Here is a 25,086-nt window from a genome sequence, read left to right as displayed (position 1 = left end):
AAAGCATGCACCTTAGACCCTGAACATGGCTAGCGTCACCCCGAGTGTGCCAAGAATGCAGAATCAGAAGAAGAGGATGCAATGCTGTATTTGACATGGTGGAAGGTCCACCGGAATCGAGCTGGTATGAGCAGATTCCAAACAACCTTAAGCTGCTGTATTCTAAGGAATATGGTAGTGAGCGTTAAGGAAAAGGCCCGCAAGGGTCATGTGAGATTTATGTAGGTAAACGAAAGTGAATTGCTGTAATTAAGTGTCGAAAGACGGTTAAGTTCTCTGTCAAAACCTTTGGCTTTTGGGGGCTGAAGGGATAAGTTAGCTAACTGTCATACAATAGTTGAGCTATCGGCGAGCGGCACAGGAGGCAGTACGAACATAAATTAGGGTCAGATACGGAACTTGGGAATCAATAGCACTTTCCAGCTATTGAGGCAGATGCAGTTGTAGTAGTGAAGAAGCTTCTGTAATGGAAGTGGAGCGAAGGGCTGCATGTGGAGCGACATAATAAAATTAACAACTAAGCTAATTAAAGAAGGATTAATTAATATTATGTCAAAGAGGTACAACATAACTCAAGAGGAAGTCGACGAAGCGTGGAAAGCGGTGCGTCGAGCAGGCGGAGGTTGCGGGATAGATGGTAAATCTATCAAGCAGGTAGAAGAAAAGCTTGATGATGAACTATATAAATTATGGAACAGATTAAGCTCGGGAAGCTATCAAGCATCGCCTGTAAAGATCGTTTCCATTCCAAAAACTGGTGGAATACGAAAGCTTGGGATACCAACTGTGATCGACAGAGTAGCACAAACGATCATTAAGAACCGATTAGTGAAAGAAATAGATCATCAATTCTATGACGATTCATATGCTTATCGAGAAGGTAAATCAGCAATAGATGCAGTTTTAAAGACTCGAGAAAGATGTATGCAAAACGCCAAGGGATGGGTCGTAGACATAGACATTAAGGGCTTTTTCGATAATCTAGATCACGAACTGCTGCTTGAGCTACTGAATGAATATACAAAAGACAAGTTAGTATTATTGTATAGTCAGAAGTTTCTTAAAGCGGGATCTATCGAAGAAAACCAAGAGCTAGTAAAACGAGATATCGGCACTCCTCAAGGAGGAGTGGTAAGTCCCTGAACGCAATTGACACATTTGAGAATCTAATGGAATAATATGTTTTACATTTATCTCTTCGCTCACAGTATCTACCTCTACCTCTTCGATTAAAAATTTCACTATGTTTCTTTTTTCTTCAAAAGTATGTGAATCTAAATTTTTATTTATTTTGCTGGAAAAGTCATCTAAATTACGAATTACAGTTAGTAGCTTTTTTGATTCCTTTTCCTGGTTGTTTAGATAATTAATTTCATTACCAAGTTGCTCAATTTTTGCACGGATATTTTTTAATTTAGTTTCTATTTCATCTTTTTCCACTAGTCCTGTTTGAAAAAGATCAATTAACCTAATTCGCTCTCTTTTATAGCGATTAACTTCATTATTTTTTTGTATAACAACAGCCCCATAATCAGTCTTATAGGATTTTAAACGACGCTGATATTCATCTATGATAGTTTCCGGAGTCAATAAAAGATTTTTTATTGATTTCCATACTAAATCATCTAACGCTTCAGTTCTAACAGGATGTCCAGTGCATACCCTACCATCTGCCCAACGGTGACCATCCTGTCCTGCACAGCGATAATATAATCTTTTATATTTACTGTTAGATGCCGGCTTGCCATAAATGGCATAACCACATGTTTTGCAACGCAATAATCCACTTAGCAAATAATTATGCTTCTTATTATTGCGAGGAGCAAATTTAATATTATCTTTTAGTTTTTGTTGTGCAAAATCAAATATCTTTTCATCAATTATTACTGGAACTGTTATATAAATCCATTCCTCTTTTGGTCTATCTCTTGAGCTAGAAAGTTCGCTACGCAATGGATTTTTACTATCTAATGCCAGCTTGGTTTTTTTATTTCTTGTAACTCTTTTTGTTTTTCTAAAAGCTGCTGATCCCTTATATGCTGGATTACGCAGCATCCCCCATATTACTGACCGCTCCCAAAATGTTTTACCAGTTCGTGTTAGATAAGATTTATTTGTAAAATATTTTGTAATTTCTCCTATACTAAAATTCTTTTGACAATAAAGCAAAAATGCTTCTCTAACAATGGGTGCTTCTTCAGGATGTATAAGGTAGCTAGCATCCTTTATCTCTGTAGCTTTTTGATAATAATAACCATAAGGTGCTCCTCCCAATACATTTACTTTACCACTCCTAGCAGCATAAAGTTTACCACGTCTTGATCTTTCCAAGATTTTTTCTCGCTCATATTCTGCTACAACTCCTTGGATTTGTAGTAGCATTTGATCTTCAGGTGTGTCACCAATATTCCTATTAACAAAAGAAAAAGCTACTCCTAATCGTTTCATTTCTTCAATAAGTAATACTTGATGTGCACTTTTTCTAGACAATCTATCAGGACTTAATATATATACTTTAGTTACTTCTCCTGCAAGTGCTTTATCCCTAAGGCGATCTAAACCGGGGCGTTCTAATGAAGCTCCACTAATACCATCATCAATAAAATGTAAATCTGGATCAATCTTTTCTCCTAAAGTCATTTGCATGCTCAATAATATATGATATTTGAGAATTAATAGTTTTTTCTTGAGCTTGCTTTTCACTCGATACCCGAGCATACAGTCCTATTTTTAACAATTTTAAATTTAACATCGTCTTTCCCCTTTAGTGCAATTTTTTCTGTTGGCAAGACAACTTCATAAGCTGATTGCAGTCGTTCTTCTCGTCCAAAACTGTAGATACTTTGGGTAGTGACGTGCCATTTTGGCTTTTTCTTTTTGTCTTGCATACCACACTTTCTCTGGATATATCAAATTCTGAAGTAACACCCCAACGATAAACTGCAAACCTACGACCAGCTTGATAAATTGGGTGATTATTTAATGAAATGATACAACTTAGTGAAAATGTGTCAATTGCGTTCAGGGACTTATTAGCCCGGTATTTGCTAACTTGTATTTACATGAAGCCTTTGATAAGTACATGCATAATGAATATCCAAGAATCCCATATCAAAGGTATAGCATAATCCATTAAGGTATTGACAAGTAGCATAAAATAAGTAAATCTATGTGCGAAAAAGGAAAGAGATGGTCCGAGCATATCCATACGAACTAAGAACAAAAGCATTAGAGTTAATAGATAAAGTTAAGTCAGTAAGTAAAGTTAAGGAGTTATTAAATATATCTAGGCAAACATTATACAAATGGCAAGCTATTCAAAAGAAAGAAGGAGATATTCAGACGAGAGTAGGCTATCAAAAAGGTCATAATAAAAAGCTAACAAATATGCCGGAGTTTAAGGAATTTATAGATAATAATGCCGATAAAAGCCTAAAAGAATTAGCAAAAATATCAAATAAATGGTCAGCAACGACAATTTGGCGAGGTATAAAAGCACTAGGATATAGTTATAAAAAAAACTTTTACGCACCCCAAAAGGGACGATGGAGCAAGGAATGATTTTATAGCTAGAATCAAAACTATTTCAAAAGAAGATTTAGTGTTTATGGATGAATCCGGAATAGAAGATAATGCATGCTTGGAGTACGGTTATAGCCTAAAAGGTAAAAGATATTACGATAAGAAAATTTACCAACATAAAACAAGAGTAAGTATGATAGCAGGGCTTTGCAATGGTAAAATAATAGCTCCAATAGTTTTTGAAGGGACTTGTGATACACTAATTTTTAAGAGTTATGTTGAAGATTTTTTGATCAAAGAATTAAAACAAGGTCAAGTGGTTGTTATGGATAATATTAATTTCCATAAGAATTCCAAGGTCAAAGAGCTAATAGAATCTGTAGGTTGTAGTATTTTATTTTTACCTACTTACTCTCCTGATTTAAATCCAATTGAGCATTATTGGTTTAAATTAAAAAATCAAATTAGAAAAACTGCAAAAGACTTCGAACATTTTTTTGATGCTGTTTGTTATAATCTGTCCATATCTTAATGGATTATGCTGTATCCACGCAACAATGCCTCCTCGCTATGACGATTTTTACTTAATATGAAATTCCCCAATTTATTTAATCTATTCAAGCGTCCACCGCCGGTAAAACGCCAATATAGCGCCGCAAATATAAATAGATTAACCGCAGACTGGATAACAAGCGGCTTGTCTGCCGATAGCGAGCTTTATAAGAGTCTGCGGTTACTGCGCAATAGGTCACGAGAGTTATGTATTAATAACGATTATGCTCGTAGATTTTTAAAACGCACTTCCACCAATGTAATCGGTAATAGCGGGATTCGTTTACAGGTTAGAGCCGTAGACAATAGCGGCAATTTCTTAAGCGGGATAAATAACCAAATAATGGCGCAATTTGAAAGTTGGAGTAAAAAAAATAATTGCACCGTCGACGGCAGGTTATCCTGGATTGATTGCCAGCGTTTGTTTTTGGAATCCGTAGCTAGAGACGGCGAAGTAATTATCCGGCTCGTTAAAGGATTTGATAATGAATTTGGCTTTGCTTTACAATTTATCGAAGCCGATCATTTAGACGAAGAGCTTAATAAAACCCTAACGGATGGCTCTTATATAAGAATGGGCATTGAGTTTAACAAATGGAATCGCCCCGTTGCTTATCATCTTCTTACTTCTCATCCCGGCGAGCTATTTAAATGCAGAGAAAATAAAAAATATCAACGAATCCCTGCCGGTGAAATCATCCACGCCTTTATAATCGATCGACCTTCGCAAAGTCGAGGCGTGCCTTGGATGCATAGCGCAATGTTAAGGCTTCGTATGCTGGCAGGTTATGAAGAGGCGGAGCTAGTAGCGGCAAGGGTCGGAGCTTCCAAAATGGGCTTTTTCGTCTCACCGGACGGCAGCGGTTATTTAGGTAACGATGACGGGCGAGGCAATAAACTAATGGAAGCAGAACCGGGAATTTTTGAGCAATTACCTTCGGGAATGGATGTTAAATTATTCGACCCAAACCATCCGACTTCTAGTTTTGCCGATTTTGAGAAGTCAATACTTAGAGGCATTGCTAGCGGTCTTGATATTTCCTACGCCACCCTTGCAAATGATCTTGAAAATGTCAATTTCTCATCAATCAGGCACGGCAGTTTAGAAGATCGGGATAGCTGGCGAATGCTGCAAAACTGGCTGGTAGAGCATTTTTGTAATCCGATATTTGAAAGCTGGTTATTAATGGCGATTACTAACAACAAAATCCCTATCTCGATAAATGAGTTCGACAAATTCAATAAGCCGATATGGCGACCTCGTGGCTGGGCTTGGGTTGATCCACTAAAAGACAATCACGCTAACCAGATTGCAATAGATCAGAAAACCAGAAGCCGCAGCCAAATAGTAGCCGATCAAGGAATAGACATTGAAGAATTATTTAAACAAATAGTTTTTGAAGAGGAGTTAGCGAAAAAATACGGATTAAATTTAAACAAGGAGCAAAAAAATGATGATCAACAAGAAATTACAAATGATAAAACAGATGAATAATTTAAATGTTAGAGGAATAATTGAACAACGCTACGCCAGCATGCCGGTTTTAAATATCGAAGAAACAAGGAATCGCCGTTTTTGGATTACTTTTTCCAGTGAAGAACCGGCAGAACGATTTTACGGTCTTGAAATACTTGACCATAAACACGGAAGCGTTCAGCTCGATTGGCTAAATTCAGGCAGTGCGCCATTGCTACTTGATCATGATACTACTAAGCAAATCGGCGTAATTGAAGCAGCCGAGCTAACAGGCGACGGCAAAGCTCGGGCAAAGGTACGATTTAGTAAAAGTGCCTTAGCTGAAAGCATTTATCAAGATGTATTAGATGGCATTAGAAGCAATATTTCAGTCGGTTATCGTTATTTACAAACCGATATAGTTTTAGAAAAAGAAGCCAAAGGCAGTAAACCGGCAGTATTTAGAATAAAAGCCTGGGAGCCTCTAGAAATATCAGTTGTTTCAATCCCTGCCGATCCAACTGTCGGCATCGGTAGAAGTAAAGAGAAACCCGCAGAAAAACAGGGTAATCAGGATAACAATGAAGCAAAGAAAACAATTAATTATAAATATGGAGTAAGAAGTAGCATGGAAAATAATCATGACCAAGTAATTAATGAAAATACAACGAATAATTTTATTAATGATGTACGAACAATAAGTAATGTTAACCCCGAACAAATCACTAAGGATATAAGGCAAAACGAAACTACTAGAATTAATGAAATCTTAACCCTTGGTGATAAGCATAATATGAAAAATGCCGCTATGGAATTTATTAGAGAAGGTAAAAGTTTAGATGCTTTTCGGCAGAAGATTTTAGAAAATCTTAGTTCTGTGCCGCTTATTAATACCTCTTCCCCTGATCAAACTATAATCGGTATGAGTGAGAAAGAAACACGTAACTTTTCGATAATCAAAGCCATAAAAGCAGCAGTTGCCGGCAACTGGCAAGGTGCAGAGTTAGAGCGTGAGGCTTCAACTGAAATAGCAAAACGAGTGGGGCGAGAACCTGCAAGTTTTTTTATTTCGCTCGATGTAATGCTAGAAAAAAGAGATTTGCAAAAACTAACCAATATTGCCGGTGGCTATTTAGTAGGTACGGACTATTTAAGCAGTAATTTTATTGAATTATTACGTAACAAAATGTTAGTGCAGCAAATGGGCGCAAAAGTTATGAGCGGCTTACAAGGCGACGTTGCAATACCTAAACAAACGGGAGGTGCAACTGCTTTCTGGGTAGCGGAAGGACAGGCACCGCAGCATTCGCAGCAAACATTCGGACAAGTAACATTATCGCCTAAAAGCATTGCCGCTTATACCGATTTTAGTCGAAAATTAATATTACAAGCAAGTCCCGATATTGAAAATTTAGTGCGGGATGATTTAGCAACGACTATAGCACTTGAGATTGATCGGGCAGCTATAATGGGAAACGGGCTAGGAGCAGAGCCTTTGGGCATTCTGAACCACAATATAAACAAAGTAACTATTGCCGATGAAGAGCAAATTGATTGGGACAAAATCGTTGATTTAGAAACTGCTATAGCTGCCAAAAATGCCGATATCGGCGGTCTTGGCTATTTATGCAATGCTGCACTGCGTGGTCACTTAAAACAAACCGAAAAAGCAGAACATACTGCTCAATTTATCTGGGAAAGTAAAGGGGCAGATTCAGGGTTTGGTTATCTAAATGGCTACAAAGTCGGCACAACTAACCAAATGCCGGCAGATACTTTATTATTCGGTAATTTTGCCGATCTAATTATCGGGCAGTGGGGCGTGTTGGATGTATTAGTTGACCCGTACGCTTTAGGTACTAGCGGCGGCATCCGTATTCGTTTAATGCAAGATATCGACATCGCTATTAGACATGCCGAATCTTTCGCCGTAGCGAGGAAATAAGCTTTATGGCATTTCAAGAAGATTTTAGCGAGTTTTTAGATGTTGAGCAAGGATTCGCAGTGAAGGCAATTTTAACGCCGGCATTCGGTGAGCCTTATGTAATTAAGGGCATTATGGCAGAGGAGTATTTTGATATTGATAGCGGCATAGCCGGAGTAGCGGGCAATAAACCGGTATTTGAGTGTACCGAAGATGAAATTACGGAAGTAGAATACGGCGATCTTTTAACTATGAGAAACCGAAATTATCGCATTGTGGCAATCAAACCCGACGGCAGCGGCTGGGCTAGTTTATTGTTGGAAAGGCAAAATTAAAATGCACGCCAGAACTGCAATAAGAGAGGCTTTTGTTGAGCTATTGCAAGGCAAGACCTTAGTAGGTAATCGGGTTTACGATACTCGGCTTTACAATATGGAGTTCACCTCTTTACCGGGGATTATAGTTTTTTCTACTAATGAAGAAGTCGCGACCAACACCATAACCCCGCCGCGCTCACAAGATCGAGTAGTTAAAATAATCGTCGAGTGCTACGCTAAAGCTACCGAAAATGTAAATAAAATAGTCGATAATATCGCGGCACAAATAGAGCGGTTAGTGGCAAATAGCATTATCCTTAAAAAACTCTGCAAAGATTGCCGATTGCAATCAACCGACATCAACCTTAATTGTGATGGTGATCAGCCTGTAGCGGTTGCAACATTGACATTTTCAGTGAGTTATAGAACCAAGGAAGACAAGCGTAAAAATTAACTAAAAAAGGAGGAAAAAAATGTCTACACATGCAGGATCGGAAAGAATCGTCAAAATAGGCGAAAAGCAAATTATGGAAGTAAAATCATGGTCATTGGAAGAAGTTTGCGACACTGTGGATGCTAGTGTTATCGGTACAGAGTGGCGGAAGAATCAGGCGACCATTAAAAGTTGGTCAGGTTCGATTGATGCTTTTTGGGATACGGAAGATTTAGAGGGTCAAGGTAAAATGGTTATCGGCAATACTGTAGAATTACGACTTTATCCTGAAGGCGATAATAACGGCAAATATTTTAGCGGCAATGCAATTGTTACCGGTATTTCAAGGCAAGCATCATTTGACGGCTTAGTTGAAAGCTCCTTTACTTTTCAGGGTAACGGCGAATTAAAACAAAATATTCAAGCAGAGGATTAAGTATGCAAGAGAAAATTATAGATCGAGTGAAAGCACATTTTGACGCTAAGGAAATCAAAATAATTGAAGTAGCTGAATGGGGGGATGGGCAAAATCCGCTATATATTTACTGTTCGCCTCTGACTTTAGCGCAGAAAAACCGTTTATATAAAATGGCTAAAGAGGATGATTTAGGTTTAATGGTTGAGGCTTTAATTATGAAAGCCAAAGATAAGGAAGGCAATTGCTTATTTAGTAGAGCCGATAAGCCTGAATTAATGCGTAGCTGTGACCCTGACGTGTTAATACGCATCGCAACTAGTATAATGAGTGAAAGCGATTTAGAGATGTCGGAAAAAAACTAATAAACGAGCCAATGTTATTTAACCAATTTGCACTTGCGGAATTACTACATAAAACAATTATGGAAATCCAACAAATGACAATCGACGAATGGCATTATTGGCTCGCTTATTTTAAGATAAAAAAAGAAAAACAGAATAAATTAAGGAAGTGACAAACAAGGAAGTCAGGGTAACGTTCCGGGGTATCGATAAAACTAGGGAAGCTTTTGGCAGAATTAGGCAGAATTTTAAAAAACTGCAAGAATTAACCAGCAAGCTTAGTTTCGGTTTCGGTAGAATCGGTACGGCAATTATGGCAGCTTTTAGTACCCATGCGCTCAAGAAAATAATCGATAGCGGGGCGGAAATAGGCAAATTTGCCGGTAAGTTGGATATGAGTACTAAAAGCTTGTCGGAACTTAAATATGTCGCTAGCAATTGCGGTGTGGAGTTTAATAGTTTAACTTCAGGACTGCAACAAATGTCGATGAGAATTCTAGATGCCGCACAAAATAGCGGTGAGGCAAAACAGGCTCTGCAAGCCTTAGGCTTATCGGCTAAAGAGCTAATTAATTTAAGTCCCGATCAACAGTTAGAAAAAATAGCTGCAGGGTTTGAAAGACTAGTTAACGAATCGGACAAAGCGACTATTGCCGCTAAATTATTCGGTTCGGAAGGGGCTGTTTTGGCAAGAATTGCTGAGCAAGGTTCGGTAGGAATTCAAAAACTCCGTGAAGAAGCTAGAAAACTTGGAGTTTCTTTATCGGAAGAAGATTGTAAAGCGATGGAGCAGTTTAATAGTGAACTAAATAAATTACAGAAAGTGCTGATAAGCCTGATAACCTCCTGTTTAGTGCCGATATTGCCGCTTGTAACAAGCTTTTTTGAAGCAGTGCGTGAAGGTCATCCGGCTATTACTTTTATTATTACGGCTATTGGGACTATTTTAGGGCTGAAATTAGCTGCGTGGTTTGTGAGCGTCACTATGGCAGTAAGAGCTTTTACTATAGCACTTATGGCAAATCCATTGGGGTTAACGGCGGTAGCGATATCGGCAACTATTGCAGGACTCGTAACTTTAACAAAATGGTTTAATAAAAGCAGTGAAGCGGCTAGAGAACATAACAAGGCACTTGCAGAACCAAGAGTAATAGAGGCTTTAAAGCTAAATCTTCCTAAAAAAGAAGAAATGGCAGTTATGAGCAAAAGTAATGAAATGTTAGGTGACGCTAGGCAAATATTCGAGCAAACCAGAACGCCGCTTGAAAAACATAATGCTCAAATTGAGAAGCTAAATAAATTACTAAAACAAGGTTTAATCGATCAGGACACTTATAATAGGGCCATGCAGCAAAGCGAAGAACAGCTTGATAGATTCGGCGAGCATAGCAAAGACGTATTTGATTTAATCACCGAAAAATCTAAAGACGGAGCTAATAGCTTAATTGATAATTTCGCCGATGCTGCTTTCGATGCCGGCGGTCATATTAAAAGTTTAAAAGAAACTTGCGGGGATTTTTTCAAGGAACTACAAAGCGATATATTAAAAATGACTCTTAAAGAGGATATAATAGGTACTAGCGGTGGTGGAGGATTGCTCGGTAGCTTATTTGGCGGCGGTAATGGGAGCGGCGGTGGAGGCGGTTTTTTATCAGGGCTTGGCTCTATGTTTGGTGGATTTTTTGCTAAAGGCGGTACGGCACGCCCCGGTAAAGCCCATATTGTCGGTGACGGCGGTGAGCCGGAGTTATTTATTCCGCATTCAATCGGTAATATAGTACCTTTCGGCAATTTAGAAGCAGCCGGAGCAAGTGGGGGCAATATAGTAGTTAATATGAATATTCAAACACCCGATATTGCTTCATTTAACCAAAGCCGTAATCAAATTACCGCCGATATGGCAAGGCAGATATCTAGAAGCAAAAGAAACCTCTAATGATAACTGCCTTTGCCGAGATACAATTTCCGCCGGAAATATCTTATGGCTCTAAGGGCGGAGCGATGTTTTCAACTGACATCGTTACAACTTTTAGCGGTCACGAGCAGCGCAATATTAACTGGCAAGAGGCACGGGCTAGATACGATATAAGTAGCGGTATAAAAACCGAAGAACAATGGCAGCAGCTAATAGCATTCTTCAGAAGCAGAAGAGGCAGAGCAATAGGCTTTCGCTATAAAGATTGGTCGGATTATAAAGGCATCAATCAGTTACTCGGTAAAGGTAACGGTGAAAAGAAGGAGTTTCAGCTAGTTAAGAATTATATCAGCGGTAACTATAATTACACTCGAATCATAAATAAGCCGGTAAATAATAATATCTGTAGAATTTATCTTGATTGTTTATTAATAGAACAAGGATTTAATATTGATTTTACAAGCGGCATAATTACTTTTGACCAATCCCCCGGAATCGACGAAGAAATAACCGCCGATTTTGAGTTTGACGTACCTGTACGTTTCGATACCGATCAGCTTGACTTGTCAATAGATAGTTTCGCGGTTGGGTCGTGGGGTAATATTCCATTAGTTGAGATTCGAGTGTAAATTTAAAAGCATGAGAAATTTAAGCCCGCAGTTAAAAAACCATTTAAATAACGAAGTAACTACTCTTGCTACTTGCTGGAAATTAACACGCAAAGATAACAAAGTTTTTACCTTTACCGACCATGATCAAGCCTTATTTATTGATGATATAAAATACGACTCCATCGCAGGTTTTACGCCGACTAATGTAGAGAGTAATAGCAATATGGCGGTTGATAATCTCGATTTAGCCGGACAATTTCACGACAATAAAATAACGGAAATAGATTTGCTAGCCGGTAAATATGATTTTGCTGAAGTGGAAATATTTTTAGTAAATTACCTGCTACCTGAAAGCGGTAAAATAATCCAAAAGCGGGGCGTGCTGGGTGAAGTAACTTTAAATAAAAACCTATTTCATGCAGAAGTAAGGGGCTTAACGCAATTCTTATCGCAAACTATGTGTGAAACTTACTTGCCTCATTGCCGAACAAATTTAGGGGATCAGCGTTGTAAGTTTAATTTAGATCAGGAAAATTTTACTGTTCAGGCTGTAGTTACCGAAGTAATAGACCAACAAACTTTTATTGCTAGTTCTCTAACACAGGCTAATAATTGGTTTACTTATGGCTATATCAGCTGGCAGACAGGCAAAAATATTGGTCTACAAATGGAAGTAAAAAATTTTATCAATACTCGCATCACTTTAGTTTTACCGATGCCTTTTGTTATTAATATAGGTGATGAGTTTACTATAGTCGCCGGCTGCGATAAAAGTAGCAAAACCTGCATAGAAAAATTTAACAATATAATCAATTTCCGAGGTGAGCCTGATCTGCCCGGCATGGATCGATTAACTAAGCAATGATTTAAGCGAAAATGTTTGGGGCAATATTACCGGTTCTCGGTGCTGTTGGCGGCTTTATGCTCGGAGGTTTGGGCGGCGGCATTAAAGGTGCAGTACTCGGTAATGCTATCGGTAATTTATTCGGCGGTAAGAAAAAACAAGCCGTTAATCTACCGACGCAAGAAGGATCAAGGCTTTCGGATTTACGAGTCCAAATATCAAGTTACGGCGAGGTAATCCCGAAAGTCTACGGACAATTAAGGTTAGCCGGTAATATCATCTGGGCAACGGATATTAAGGAGTTAGAAACTAAAGATTTTGAAGAATACGGGGAAGGAATTAGAAAAGTAATTAATTATAGCTATTCGGTAAGTCTGGCGATTGCTATCTGTGAGGGGGAAGTAGAGGAAATAGTAAGGATTTGGGCGGACGGCACGCTGATAACTGAAGCAATGCTAAGAAGTGGCAACGGCAAATTTAACGTGCATTTAGGGACGGAAGAACAGTTGCCCGACGATATTATCGGCAAACATAAAGCTCCCAATACTTATCCCGCCTATCGAGGATTGTGTTATGTGGTATTTGAAGACTTACCGCTTGAGCAATTTGGTAATCACATCCCTAATTTTAGTTTTGAGGTGAGAAGAAAGATACAGATAAAACCTTCGGTGGAAGATAAAATTAAGGAAATCGTACTTATTCCGGGTGCCGGCGAGTTTGTCTACTCAAATACAGTACATTATAAGCAATATCACATTAAAATTGGTAAAAAAATAGTTGATAAATGGGGCAAAAACTACCTGAATATGCACAATTATAGCGGTAAAGCTAATATGCTGCTTAGCATTGAGCAGATGGCTAAAACGCTGCCAAATTTAGAGTGGGTGGCGGTCGTTGTTTGCTGGTTTGCAACGTCTAGCAATGCCGGTAATTGTAGGGTAGTCCCTAAAATAGAGTTTAATAATAAAGATACTGCTGTAATGCCGCACGATGCTTTTTGTCGATGAAATTCATCCGTACCCTAAGCCTTGGCGTGGTCGTATTAAGGCAAATAGCACAAATGATATAGTACAATGGTTCAATAAAAATCAAGGCTATAATAATTTTATTTTGCATTATGCGAATTTAACAAATGGCTTAGTTGATGCGTTTATAATTGGTTCAGAATTTATAGGCTTAACTGGTTTTACAGATAAGCTAGGCTCGTATCCGGCAGTTGATCAGCTCGTTAATTTAGCATCTCTCGTTAAAAATAAATTAGGTTCAGCTACTCTGGTAACCTATGCCGCTGATTGGTCGGAATATCATCATACCGAAAATGGCTGGTTTAATCTTGATACGCTTTGGGCAAGCCCTAATATTGATTTTATCGGCATTGATGCTTATTTTCCTATAACCGTAGATCTACCGCAAAAACAAATTACCGAAGAACTTATAAAGAGTGGCTGGGGAAGCGGCGAAGGTTGGGAATATTACTGGGATCCCACAAGAAGCCAAAAACATTATTTTAACGATCCTAAATACGCTTGGAAGAATATCGAATATTGGTGGAGTAACCGGCATCACAACCCCGATGGAACTCAAACAAATTGGCAGCCTAAATTAAAGCCGATATGGTTTACGGAATTTGGCTTTCCTTCAGTCGATTGCTGCAGTAATCAGCCTAACGTATTTTATGATCCCGCTTCCGTAGAGTCGCATTTTCCCAGAGGCTCAAGCGGGAAAACTAGCTTTTATGCTCAACGTCAGGCTCTAAATGCCACGCTTGATTATTGGCAAAATAAGAATGAACACGAAACTAATCTTGTATCAAAGCGTTTTGTTTGGTGTTACGATGTGCGACCTTTTCCGTTTTTCCCTGATTTAAAGCACATTTGGCAAGACGGGGATTTATGGGCTACGGGTCACTGGCTTAACGGCAAGCTCGGCAACTCAAATTTAGCTGCTATTGTCGCAGATATTTTAAATAATGTCGGTTTAAAGCCAACTGATTATGACGTATCAAGGCTAACTGATGAGGTTAGCGGTTATATTATATCACAGCATATAACGGCTAGGGAAGCTATTGAGCAGCTACAAAGTGCATATTTTTTTGATTGTGTTGAAAGTGACGGGATTTTAAAATTTATTCATCGCACGGACGCCTTGTTAACTACCGAAATTGCTGAAAGTGAATTAGTCCCTAGCAATAATAATGATATTAAAGAGACGCTAGAAATAACCGTAGCACAAGAATTAGAACTCCCGCAAAAGGTCAGTGTCAGCCATATTGATCGCTGTCAAAATTACGATACTTTAACAGTTGAATCTCAAAGGCAAACGGTTATTACTCGTGAGCAAATAAATTTCTCTTTGCCGATAGTGTTAGACAACAGCATTGCCAAGCAAATTGCCGATATTACCTTATATAATTCATGGCAGGAACGTATCAATTATAAATTAACATTACCGCCGAAATATGCTTATTTAGAGCCGACTGATATCATAAATATTATTTGCCAAAATGCTACCCATTCTTTAAGAATCATCAAAACCGATATGCAACGCACGGGGCAGATGAAAATACTTGCCGTAAGTTTTAATATATCGATGTATGACTTTAGCGGCAAAGCGAATTATTTACCGACAAAATACGAACTGCCAAAGCCGATAGCGAATAGCATATTATGGCTAATAGATGCACCGCCGCTAAATGATAATACCCCCAATCAAGCAGTTTTAACACTAGCGGTAAATAGCGACGATACTAATTGGTCGGGTGCTATTATATATCAAAGTGTTAATGATGGATACGACTACAAACCTATTGCGGCAGTAAACACTCAAAGCACTATAGGTTTTGTCTTAAATAAAATCCCCGCAGCCTCTAGTTTACTATTCGACGAATCTAGCGAGATAATAGTACAGTTACTATATGGTTCTTTGCAAAGCGTCAATGAGTTAGTGCTATTAAACGGCGAAAATAAAGCTCTTATCGGGAATGAGTTAATCCAATTTCAAAATGCCGAGCTTATCAAAGATCAGAAATATAAGTTAACTAGATTGCTACGAGGCAGAAGCGGCACGGAATGGGCAATTAATAGCCATAAAATCGGCGATAAGTTTATTCTATTAAATAAGGAAATTATTAATATTTCTATTCCTAATAATTTAATCGGTAAAGCTATTAATTACAAAGCAGTCACAATCGGCAAAACTTTAGCCGAAACTGAAAGCGTTACCTTTACCTATACAGGCAGAGCTTTAAAGCCCTTTGCTCCGGTTTACGCACAAGCTACAAAAGATGCAAACGGCAATATAAAAATCAGTTGGCTACGCCGCTCTAGAATAGATAACGATTGGCGTAATTATGTTGATATACCGATTGGCGAAACTCTAGAAAAATACGAAATCGATATAAGCAAGAAAAAGAAATTAATCAGAACTTTAGAAACTACCACCGAATCAGTTACTTATACAAAAGAGCAAATCACTAACGACTTTAGAAATCCCCCGGAAGAACTAACCGCCACTATTTACCAATTATCCGCTCAAATCGGTAGAGGCTACGGCACTACTATAATCCTTAACTAAAATAATTTTATGTATACAAATCGGTTAAAACTGCCGCTTATCCATAGTGGGCAGGCACAGAAGGAAATTACCCATAACGAAGCGTTAAATATGCTTGACGTACTAGTAAATTCGGTAATTCATGAGATTAATATAACTTCGCCGCCTGAATCCCCAAGACCAGGGCGGTTATATATAATCGGTCAAAATGCTACCGGGGAATTTGCAAATCATATAAATAAAATAGCTCAAAGGCTCGATAATAGCTGGCGGTTTATTATTCCCCATAAATGGTTAGAAGTTACCCATAATAAAGATGGAACAAAATACCGATTTACCGGTAAAAGCTGGGAGCAAATCGACGTTTCATCCTTATCCGTTACGCCTGTGCAGGTTCAAAATGATTATCTAATTAAAAAAGATAGTGGCGAGTATTTACGGGTAATGCATTTGGAGGAGGATATAAAATTATCAGGAAAATATACTGATACCAAAATCCAAATCCCGCATCACACTATAGTAATTGCTATTAATATCAGGGTTCTAGAGGAAATACAGGGCTGTAGCTCTTTTAGCGTCGGGGTTACGGAAGATACTAAACGCTACGGCACTGCACTAGCCATAACGAAAGATACTACCAATATCGGCTTAACTAACCATCCGTTAACTTATTGGCACGATACGCCGATCAGACTAACCGCCGATATCGGTAAATTTACCGGCGGCATAGTCAAAATAACCGTCCAACTACTCAAGCCCCACGGCTCTTGGCATTGGGAATAACATACTCACCTATCAATTTTTTATTTTAATCAACAAAAAGGGAAATTTTATGAAAACACTACAAGGATTTAGAACGATTATATTTAATTCAGTAGCACTACTTACCGCTTGGCTTGCACGCTTTGACATTGATATACCGGAAGACCATCAAACGGCAATGGGTATTACTTTAATATCTATCATCAATATTATTTTAAGGTTACTAACAAAAACCCCGATCGGTAAAAAAGAAGCATTAGAACCTTTAAAGAATAAGGTAATCAAAAATAATTGATGTTACGTTAAATGTCCGCTCAAAAACTAGCAAAACAGTTAATCAAGCAATTTGAATCCTTAAGGCTCACTCCCTATTACTGCCCTGCAGGACTCAAAACAATCGGCTACGGGCATGTGATAAAACCCTATGAGCAAGCGCAATTAGATAGTGAAATAACTGAAGAACAAGCCGAGCGATTACTTGACGAAGATGTCAAGCAAATACAAGCAGCTTTGCATAAATACTGCCACGTTCATTTAACCGTTAATCAAAAAGCGGCTTTAATCTCTTTTATTTTTAATTGCGGCAGTGCAGCCTTTAGAAACTCAACACTATTAAAAATGTTGAATGAAGAGCAATACCTGTTAGCCGCCGATGAGTTCCTTAAATGGGTCTACGTAAAGGATAAAAAACTTAAAGGGCTGGTTAAACGCCGACAATTAGAGCGAGCAGTGTTTTTAGGTGAGATAAATTTATGCGTGCTGAATGAGAAAGTATAATTTAATATTGCCATCCCCAACACTTTTTTATTAAAAATAATTAATATAATTGTTAGTTATATTCTAATTTTCTTTTACAACTTAAATAATTTGACAATTTTACTTATTTCACTATCATTTATAATTAAAGTTTATTGATATTTAGCCTCTCTTAAATAAATTTATTTCATCGTAATATATTAAAAGGTAAAAAATGATTGATCAGGAAGAACCAACTATTTCTATTGTAGAAGAAGAGTCAGAGGAAGAATATAGGGAAGAAAAAAGGCAAAGAAACGCCAGGGTCTGGAAAGACACCAAAGATATGTTTAAGATTATTATACCGGCTTTAATCGTTGTTATGATTCTCATGCGGATACTAAATAGTTATTTAATAGAAAGACACGCTAAAGAAATGGCATTAGAAGACCAACAAATAGAAGCCGAGCTAGACGCAGAAGAAGCGGCTGAAAAGCTAAAATAATATTTTAAATTAATAAAAAATTTTTTGTTGCGAAAATAAAGCAGATAATATACAACTTCGTAGGATTTTAGATTATATTAACATAATTCAAGCTTTATATTTCGTATTATTTAAAAATTATTATTAAATTGTAAGATTAAAAAAATACTACTCATTGCAATTTATTACTTTAAATTCTTAATAGGAAATGTTATAAAGATTAATCTAATAAATTTGGGTTAATTTTTGTGGAAGATATCCATTGCTGGGAAGAAAAGTTTGAGATGTGCGGATATGCTACAAGGTTATTAGATAGCATTACTTCTTTAAACAAGTTAGTACAATATCCGGTAGACCTTAGAGAAATTAAAAAGGGTATTTATTATGCTCGAAAATATCACGGCGTACAAATGCGGCAATCAGGCGACCCGTATTACTCCCATCCGATAGAAGTTGCATATATGTTAGCCGAGTTTACGGCGTATGAAGCTCCTAAACTTTTCATACCGAGTATGCTAAATGCTGCTTTATTACATGATACGGTAGAGGATACGCCGCTTACGGAAGATGATATTACAAAAATTTTCGATAAAGATATAGCAAGTAAGGTAGAAGGTTTAACACGAGTTAAGCCTTATGGAAAGATTAGTGCCGAGGAAAGTTTAAATTTATTAATTCAGCAAAAAAGACATGATATAGGGCTTATTAAAGTTTTCGATAGAATTCATAATATACAAACTTTAGGAGCTAAATCCCCTGAAAAGGCTAAGAAAATTATAGAAGAAACTTTAATAAGTTTTATAACCTTAGCTATATATTTAGAAATACCAATAGTGAAACAGAAGATAGTTGATTTATGTTTCCAGCATTTATCTATTAAACAACCTTTAACTCAAGATCAAGATGAGGATTTTTTTCAAGGTAATTTTCATTCTTTTTTTCTAATGTTTCAAAATGAGATATCCCAAACAGGAAAGCTACAGCAGTAGGTAACATAATAATTAATAATCCCCAATTACTAAAATATTCCATCAAATAGACAAATCCAAACGAGGTGACTACGTGCATAAAAGCACGTGAAGTGGCAAATGATAAACTAATGGAAGTAAAACGTTTAAATATAGGAAAATATTTAAAGAAAATTGGAATGCCGGTAGAATGATCAGGTCTAAAACAAATAAAAAATGATTGTATAAAAAATAATTCAAGTGGAGAACTTACCGTTGAAATTAAATAAGGACAAATTAAGGCAAAGCCAAAAAATACTATTAGTCGAGCTTTGACTATTTTTAATGGATAAATTTTATAACTCAAATAAATCAATAATACCGTACTAGTAAAATGTACTACAGAAACCCAAAAATTATGGTGTATGACTTCTTCAGCACTATAGCCAAAAGAAGTTTTTAATATATTACTACAATAAAAATATAAAAAATAAAAACATACAGGCCATGTACAATCCATTAAAAATAAAGCTAAAAATGTTTTTATGTTAACTTTTTCTTTCCAAATAGGGTTATTTTCTAACTTCTCTTTATCTATATTGGCTTGTTCCAATAATCTTTTTAATTGTTTTTTAGCATTTGCAAAATCAGGCGTTTCTCTTAAAGCTTTTCTTGCTACAGTGCCGATAACCGCAATAAATGCTCCGGCTAAAAAAGCATATCTCCAACTTAAACCATAAGAAGTAACAAAAGATGCCACCGCTAAAGCCCCCATACCTCCTGCGGCAGACAAACAGCCGATTAATGCTACACTTGAATATTGAACTGGCGGCTGTGTTATTTCAGTCATATAAAGTTCTGCTCCTACAATTTCACCCATAGAAGACATGCCTTGAATTATACGGCATAATGTTATTGCAATAGATGCCGTTAAACCAATTTGAGCATAGGTAGGAAGTATTGCCATTACACCGCAAGTTAAAGCCATGAAGGCAGTTGTAATTACAATAGTAGATTTACGACCTATATTATCACCAATCCAGCCAAATATTAAAGCACCTACTGGTCTAAAAACAAATGTAGAACAAAAAGCAAAAGCAGAAATCAATTTTGAGGAGTGAGAGTCTGTGGGTAAAAAAAATAATTCATTAAGTAACACCGCCATATGTACGTAAAGCATTAAATCAAAATACTCTAAAAAAGTGCCGATAGATAACAATCCTAAGGCTTTTTTTTGTTCTGTGTTCAAGCTTCTTTGCTCTTTTTCATAGCCTAACATTTTCTTAACATTTTAATTAAATGTAAAGAAATTATATTTTTTTTGTTGAAAGTCAATAAGAAATTTCGCGTTTTGCGATAAAAAAATGAAGTATTACTAAAACACTTCATGTACAAAGAAATATTTTAGGTAGGATAAAAATATTATAATAGCTCTCAAGTATGTTAAGGGTATTTCCTATATACTTAACCGCTTTACTCTTATGCTCATTTCCGCGTTAGTTTTTCAAACGTAATTTTAACCGCCTAAGATAGAAAATAAATAAATTAAATTGAAATAATAATAAATTATATTACTATAGGTTATTTATATCAGTAGCCGTTAAAAATATGCTTAATCAAATAAATATTTTATATCCGATATTATTTGCCGCTCTTATTGCCACAATTGTAATTCTTATTATTCAATTGTTGCATTACAAGAAAAAAATAGTAGAGAATGACTTGAGAATAATCCAATTTTATTTAGACAAAAAATTTCTTGATAATAAACTTACTAAAAACTTCGAGCTTCAAAATTCACAAAAATATCCCGATTCTTTTTTTGAAGACGTTAAATTTTATTTTAAATTAGATGATGTAAGAATAATATCGGTTCAAGAATTGGATAAGGATAAAGAGCTAAGTTTTTTATTTAAAGAGAAATTAGACACTTCTATTGCTGCCTTTTCATCTGAACCGCAAGGAAATATAGCGGCTTTATACCAAGTTTTAGACCGAAAGTTAAATACCGAGTCTGATCATGTACACAGGTTATACGTATTCTTGCCTCGCGATAAAATAAATCAAAAGAACCAAAAAACTCTTATTTATGTAAAGATTCCATATATTTTTAACAAAGACGAACTTGAAACTTTAGATATTTACATGCATCTTGTTAAAAGATTTTCTGAGAAAGCATAACTTTTAAATATGAGCTATGTGTAGTTACATAACCCCCTAACCCTTAACAACAAGCCGCTCATCTTATGGAAAAACTGCCATCGTAGCCGCTTCGATCTTCCGGCTTTCAAAGCCGAATATCCTGAACTTTACGGGCTGTTTCTTAAGGAAACGACTAGCCGCGTATTTAGATTAAGCTAATGCATCTGAACCTTACAATAATATTCTATAGTTATTTTTAACGTTATATTTAATTTGTTAATCTTTTTTTATTTGACTTGTTACCGATATACTTGTAATTATTTTAGCAAATATAAAAATTAACCTATAGTTAACAAATATTAACAAACACAAGCTAAGGAGGTAATTATGTTTTTATGGAATACGTTAACAAAAACGTCACATGAGAGATTAATAGATTTTTTAGAAAAAAAAGGATATACCGAGCAAGCCAAAAGTTTACGAAACGGCGCAACTACTCTTAACCTTCATGACAAAAATATAGGAGATGCAGGGGCTAAGGTTATCGCCGAAGCTTTAAAAACTAATTCTACTCTTACAACGCTTGATCTTGGTAGTAACCAAATAGGCGAGACTGGAGCAAAGGAAATAGCTTCAGTGCTAAAAACTAATTCTACTCTTACAACGCTTGATCTTAGCTATAACCAAATAGGCGAGACTGGAGCAAAGGAAATAGCGTCAGTGCTAAAAACTAATTCTACTCTTACAACGCTTGATCTTTATAATAACAAAATAGACGAGACTGGAGCAAAGGAAATAGCTTTAGAGCTAAAAACTAATTCTACCCTTACAGCGCTTAATCTTTTGGGTAACAACATAGGCGAGAGTGGAGCAAAGGAAATAGCGTCAGTGCTAAAAACTAATTCTACTCTTACAACGCTTAATCTTGGCTATAACCAAATAGGCGAGAGTGGAGCAAAGGAAATAGCTTCAGTGCTAAAAACTAATTCTACTCTTACAACGCTTAATCTTGGCGGTAATAAAATAGGCGATACTGGAGCAAAGGAAATAGCTTCAGTGCTAAAAACTAATTCTACTCTTACAACGCTTAATCTTTATAATAACAAAATAGGCGATACTGGAGCAAAGGAAATAGCTTCAGTGCTAAAAACTAATTCTACTCTTACAACGCTTGATCTTGGCTATAACCAAATAGACGATAGTGGAGCAAAGGAAATAGCTTCAGTGCTAAAAACTAATTCTACTCTTACAACGCTTAATCTTGGTAATAACAAAATAGGCGATACAGGAGCAAAGGAAATAACGTCAGTGCTAAAAACTAATTCTACTCTTACAACACTTGATCTTGGTAGTAGCCAAATAGGCGAGACTGGAGCAAAGGAAATAGCTTCAGTGCTAAAAACTAATTCTACTCTTACAACGCTTAATCTTGGCTATAACAAAATAGGCGATACAGGAGCAAAGGAAATAGCGTCAGTGCTAAAAACTAATTCTACTCTTACAACGCTTAATCTTGGTAGTAGCCAAATAGGCGAGACTGGAGCAAAGGAGATAGAAGAAAAAATTAATTACAATCAGGGATTAGTAAAAAAACTATCTTCATTATTAAGCCACTATTTTTTTAATGATGATAAGAATACGGATTATGATTTTAAAGTTTTAACTGCCAGTAAATTCTATCAAGTAGTTAATAAGCAATTACTAAAAAAGTATCTTCAAGAAAAAGGAATTGATAATATCGAAGCCAATTTAACAAAAGTGAATGACCTTATCAAAATGAAAGCTTTTACTATTGCCGGTGTGTGTCAAAATATACAACCAAATACCGTACTTGCTGACGATGAAGGGCATATATCACACTTACCTACTGAAATAATGGAGAATATTTTAGCTTATGTAGGTGATACCCCTTGGGGGTGGGAGGTTGAGGCTATAGGGAATACTGTAGAACCTGGGGGCTAGTTTATATTAGAAGTACAAAAGAGACAGGGGCAGTTTGCCCCCACTTATTGAATAGATGTTATTAGTTAGCAATATAATTAATATTTGCAGGCAAGTAAAATGACTACACGAAACTCGTAAATTTGTCTAAAATTGTCTACTAGGGTTGTCCCTCTAACGAGCCGCCTTAATCTCGTTCATTTTTAATTGCGGCAGCGGTGCGTTTCAAGCCTCAACCTTACGGCAAAAGCTTAATAGAGGTGAATACGTAAACGCCGCTGATGAATTATTAAGATGGGTTCACTCTAAAAACGTGAGGTTGTAAGGCTTGGTAAAACGTCGGCAGTTAGAGCGGTCATTGTTCTTAAACTAATTTTTAGTTAAATTTCTATTGCATTCTTAAAACTCTTTATTATGATTCTGTTTATAGCTCATTTTTAACAAAATATTAAAATTTATAGAATTTAATAAGGATAAAAATATGAAAGAATTGATAGATTATTTGGAAAAAAAAGGTTTGAAAGAAAAAGCCGATAGTTTAAGAAACGGTGCTACAACGCTTTCTCTCTATAATAACAACATAGGTGATCTAGGAGCAAAGGAAATCTCGAATGTGATTCAATCAAATAAATCTTTAACTTCGCTTAATCTTTCCTTGAACAAAATAGGTGAGCTAGGAGCAAGGGAAATCTCGAATGCTCTTAAAGAAAATAAATCTTTAACTGAGCTTTCTCTTTCCGGTAACAACATAGGTAAAGCAACATTAGAAACAATTAACGAATATATACAAAGAAATAGAACCATAGAAGAAAAAAAAGCAGAAGCCTTAAATGCAGAGGGTAATGATTTATGCCATCAAGAAAAATACAGTGAAGCTATAGAAAAATATAAAGCAGCGATAAAAATTAAGAAAGAGCTTGATAGTTACGACTATAGTAAAGACAATTTATATGAAGAAAATAAAACAAATGCAGAAAAGAAATATGAAGAACAACAGCAAAGCTTAAAATTGAAACAAGCAACTTCAGTAACAAATGAGAACAAGCCGGCAGAAATAAAAGATTTATCTAAAGAAGTAACAAAACAAGATATAACTCAACCAAACTTTACAGTTTCAGAAAGCATGAAAGCACTAATAGAGTTTCTAGAAAAAAGAGGTTTGAAAGAAGAAGCGGGTAACTTAAGAAACGGTGTTACAACGCTTAATCTTTCTTGGAAAAACATAGGTAAGCTAGGAGCAAAGGAAATATCGAATGTTCTTAAAGAAAATACATCTTTAACTTCGCTTAATCTTTCTTATAACTACATAGGTGAGCTAGGAGCAAAGGAAATATCGAATGTTCTTAAAGAAAATACATCTTTAACTTCGCTTAATCTTTCTTATAACAACATAGGTAAGCTAGGAGCGAAGGAACTCGCTAATGTGATTCGATTTAATACATCTTTAACTTCGCTTGATCTTAGGAGTAACAACATAGGTGAGCTAGGAGCAAAGGACATCGCTAATGTGATTCGATCTAATACATCTTTAACTTCGCTTGATCTTGATAGTAACAGCATAGGTAACGCCGGAGCAAAGGAGCTAGCCGCAGCCCTACAGTCCAATAATTCTTTGACATACATTGACCTTTACGGGAACAAAATAGGTGATGAAGAAAAGAAGCTTATAGCCGGCTATTTACAGCGAAATAAAAATATAGCAGAGACAAACGATAAATTTCAAAAACTAACGGATGAATTAAACGCTAAAGTGGCTAAGGATGCTAATATAAAAGATAAATCAACAATGGAAAGTACTATAAAGGTTATATCGCAAAAAACTAAGTTTTTAATTAATAAAACCGATATAGAGCAAGTAACGGTTAACATCCAAGAGCTTTTAGCCAATAAGCTTATGAAATCAAAACTTATTGCTATAGAAGAGCAACTTGACGAATTAATAGAACAACAAAATATAAATGATGATATTAGCGTGTTAGGTGGTGATAGTACTTTTGGATAAAATAGGACAGGGGCAGCTTGCCTCCACCCTTTAAATTTTTATGTTGCTTGTAAATCATTTTGCTACTCATTGCTTCAGTCTCAACTCATCTATTCATACGTCTAGTTAAATTTCTATTGCATTCTTAAAACTCCTTACTATGATTTTGTCTATAGCTCATTTTTAACAAAATATTAAAATTTATAGAA

The 25,086-nt window shown here is 36.3% G+C and carries 26 protein-coding genes; 23 read left to right on the top strand and 3 right to left on the bottom strand.

Features of this window, described 5'->3' with window-relative positions:
- The first annotated feature begins 489 nt into the window (after window positions 1-489).
- Complete coding sequence (locus tag AAHM91_RS09430) at window positions 490-1,143, top strand: reverse transcriptase domain-containing protein (RefSeq protein WP_342270011.1); 654 nt, start codon at window positions 490-492, stop codon at window positions 1,141-1,143.
- Here AAHM91_RS09430 and AAHM91_RS09425 read toward each other — a convergent pair.
- Entirely contained in the window at window positions 1,093-2,640 is a 1,548-nt protein-coding gene (locus tag AAHM91_RS09425; protein ID WP_342270612.1) for a recombinase family protein, read from the bottom strand. The genes AAHM91_RS09430 and AAHM91_RS09425 overlap by 51 nt on opposite strands.
- Window positions 2,641-2,699: 59 nt before the next feature.
- Window positions 2,700-2,888: a hypothetical protein gene (locus AAHM91_RS09420; protein WP_342270611.1), complete on the bottom strand. Its 189-nt coding sequence runs from the start codon at window positions 2,886-2,888 to the stop codon at window positions 2,700-2,702.
- A gap of 301 nt (window positions 2,889-3,189) precedes the next feature.
- On the opposite strand from AAHM91_RS09420, the gene AAHM91_RS09415 reads away from it, so the two are divergent.
- From AAHM91_RS09415 to AAHM91_RS09330, 18 genes are all read left to right on the top strand, one after another.
- A protein-coding gene (locus AAHM91_RS09415; RefSeq protein ID WP_342270610.1) for an IS630 family transposase occupies window positions 3,190-4,054 on the top strand; the annotation gives its coding sequence in 2 pieces (ribosomal slippage) (window positions 3,190-3,513 and window positions 3,515-4,054; 864 coding nt in all).
- A 57-nt stretch (window positions 4,055-4,111) separates the two neighbouring features.
- Window positions 4,112-5,569: a phage portal protein gene (locus tag AAHM91_RS09410; protein WP_342270609.1), complete on the top strand. Its 1,458-nt coding sequence runs from the start codon at window positions 4,112-4,114 to the stop codon at window positions 5,567-5,569.
- Entirely contained in the window at window positions 5,526-7,475 is a 1,950-nt protein-coding gene (locus AAHM91_RS09405) for a phage major capsid protein (RefSeq protein ID WP_342270608.1), read from the top strand. The genes AAHM91_RS09410 and AAHM91_RS09405 overlap by 44 nt, the downstream gene beginning before the upstream one ends.
- A gap of 5 nt (window positions 7,476-7,480) precedes the next feature.
- Window positions 7,481-7,789: a head-tail joining protein gene (locus AAHM91_RS09400; RefSeq protein WP_342270607.1), complete on the top strand. Its 309-nt coding sequence runs from the start codon at window positions 7,481-7,483 to the stop codon at window positions 7,787-7,789.
- Between the two features lies 1 nt (window position 7,790).
- Window positions 7,791-8,225 (top strand): hypothetical protein, encoded by a 435-nt coding sequence (locus AAHM91_RS09395; RefSeq protein WP_342270606.1) that lies wholly within the window; start codon window positions 7,791-7,793, stop codon window positions 8,223-8,225.
- A gap of 19 nt (window positions 8,226-8,244) precedes the next feature.
- Window positions 8,245-8,640, top strand: a complete 396-nt coding sequence (locus AAHM91_RS09390) for a phage tail tube protein (RefSeq protein WP_342270605.1) — start codon at window positions 8,245-8,247, stop codon at window positions 8,638-8,640.
- Between the two features lie 2 nt (window positions 8,641-8,642).
- The gene (locus AAHM91_RS09385; RefSeq protein WP_342270604.1) at window positions 8,643-8,984 is read left to right on the top strand and encodes a hypothetical protein; all 342 of its coding nucleotides are present in this window, start codon (window positions 8,643-8,645) and stop codon (window positions 8,982-8,984) included.
- A gap of 11 nt (window positions 8,985-8,995) precedes the next feature.
- Window positions 8,996-9,136: a hypothetical protein gene (locus AAHM91_RS09380; RefSeq protein WP_342270603.1), complete on the top strand. Its 141-nt coding sequence runs from the start codon at window positions 8,996-8,998 to the stop codon at window positions 9,134-9,136.
- Window positions 9,133-10,899, top strand: coding sequence for a phage tail tape measure protein (locus AAHM91_RS09375; protein WP_342270602.1), 1,767 nt, complete (start codon window positions 9,133-9,135; stop codon window positions 10,897-10,899). The genes AAHM91_RS09380 and AAHM91_RS09375 overlap by 4 nt, the downstream gene beginning before the upstream one ends.
- A complete protein-coding gene (locus AAHM91_RS09370; protein ID WP_342270601.1) occupies window positions 10,899-11,507 on the top strand; it encodes a DUF2460 domain-containing protein in 609 nt (202 codons plus the stop codon). Before AAHM91_RS09375 ends, AAHM91_RS09370 begins: the two co-directional genes overlap by 1 nt.
- 10 nt (window positions 11,508-11,517) lie before the next feature.
- Window positions 11,518-12,354: a DUF2163 domain-containing protein gene (locus AAHM91_RS09365; protein WP_342270600.1), complete on the top strand. Its 837-nt coding sequence runs from the start codon at window positions 11,518-11,520 to the stop codon at window positions 12,352-12,354.
- 11 nt (window positions 12,355-12,365) lie between these two features.
- Window positions 12,366-13,340 carry a hypothetical protein gene (locus AAHM91_RS09360; protein WP_342270599.1) on the top strand — a complete coding sequence of 325 codons (975 nt, stop codon included), beginning with the start codon at window positions 12,366-12,368 and terminating at the stop codon, window positions 13,338-13,340.
- Entirely contained in the window at window positions 13,324-15,906 is a 2,583-nt protein-coding gene (locus tag AAHM91_RS09355) for a glycoside hydrolase/phage tail family protein (RefSeq protein ID WP_342270598.1), read from the top strand. Before AAHM91_RS09360 ends, AAHM91_RS09355 begins: the two co-directional genes overlap by 17 nt.
- A gap of 9 nt (window positions 15,907-15,915) precedes the next feature.
- Entirely contained in the window at window positions 15,916-16,668 is a 753-nt protein-coding gene (locus AAHM91_RS09350; RefSeq protein ID WP_342270597.1) for a DUF2793 domain-containing protein, read from the top strand.
- A gap of 49 nt (window positions 16,669-16,717) precedes the next feature.
- Entirely contained in the window at window positions 16,718-16,942 is a 225-nt protein-coding gene (locus AAHM91_RS09345; RefSeq protein ID WP_342270596.1) for a hypothetical protein, read from the top strand.
- Between the two features lie 11 nt (window positions 16,943-16,953).
- On the top strand, window positions 16,954-17,424 hold the full coding sequence (locus AAHM91_RS09340; protein ID WP_342270595.1) for a lysozyme: 471 nt from the start codon (window positions 16,954-16,956) through the stop codon (window positions 17,422-17,424).
- A 193-nt stretch (window positions 17,425-17,617) separates the two neighbouring features.
- On the top strand, window positions 17,618-17,887 hold the full coding sequence (locus AAHM91_RS09335) for a hypothetical protein (RefSeq protein ID WP_342270594.1): 270 nt from the start codon (window positions 17,618-17,620) through the stop codon (window positions 17,885-17,887).
- Between the two features lie 227 nt (window positions 17,888-18,114).
- On the top strand, window positions 18,115-18,855 hold the full coding sequence (locus tag AAHM91_RS09330) for an HD domain-containing protein (protein ID WP_342270593.1): 741 nt from the start codon (window positions 18,115-18,117) through the stop codon (window positions 18,853-18,855).
- Here AAHM91_RS09330 and AAHM91_RS09325 read toward each other — a convergent pair.
- On the bottom strand, window positions 18,743-20,092 hold the full coding sequence (locus tag AAHM91_RS09325) for an MFS transporter (protein ID WP_342270592.1): 1,350 nt from the start codon (window positions 20,090-20,092) through the stop codon (window positions 18,743-18,745). The two genes, AAHM91_RS09330 and AAHM91_RS09325, sit on opposite strands and share 113 nt — an antisense overlap.
- A 329-nt stretch (window positions 20,093-20,421) precedes the next feature.
- On the opposite strand from AAHM91_RS09325, the gene AAHM91_RS09320 reads away from it, so the two are divergent.
- From AAHM91_RS09320 to AAHM91_RS09305, 4 genes are all read left to right on the top strand, one after another.
- The gene (locus AAHM91_RS09320) at window positions 20,422-20,994 is read left to right on the top strand and encodes a hypothetical protein (protein WP_342270591.1); all 573 of its coding nucleotides are present in this window, start codon (window positions 20,422-20,424) and stop codon (window positions 20,992-20,994) included.
- A gap of 348 nt (window positions 20,995-21,342) precedes the next feature.
- Window positions 21,343-22,917, top strand: coding sequence for a leucine-rich repeat domain-containing protein (locus AAHM91_RS09315; protein ID WP_342270590.1), 1,575 nt, complete (start codon window positions 21,343-21,345; stop codon window positions 22,915-22,917).
- A gap of 169 nt (window positions 22,918-23,086) precedes the next feature.
- Window positions 23,087-23,221, top strand: a complete 135-nt coding sequence (locus tag AAHM91_RS09310; protein WP_342270767.1) for a glycoside hydrolase family protein — start codon at window positions 23,087-23,089, stop codon at window positions 23,219-23,221.
- A 156-nt stretch (window positions 23,222-23,377) separates the two neighbouring features.
- A complete protein-coding gene (locus AAHM91_RS09305) occupies window positions 23,378-24,898 on the top strand; it encodes a leucine-rich repeat domain-containing protein (RefSeq protein ID WP_342270589.1) in 1,521 nt (506 codons plus the stop codon).
- Window positions 24,899-25,086 lie beyond the last annotated feature (188 nt).

The organism is Rickettsia endosymbiont of Orchestes rusci, assembly GCF_964030945.1.
Taxonomy (GTDB): Bacteria; Pseudomonadota; Alphaproteobacteria; order Rickettsiales; family Rickettsiaceae; genus Rickettsia.
The sequence above is the reverse complement of the archived record's forward strand: the minus strand, read 5'-3'. Positions and strand labels throughout refer to the sequence as shown.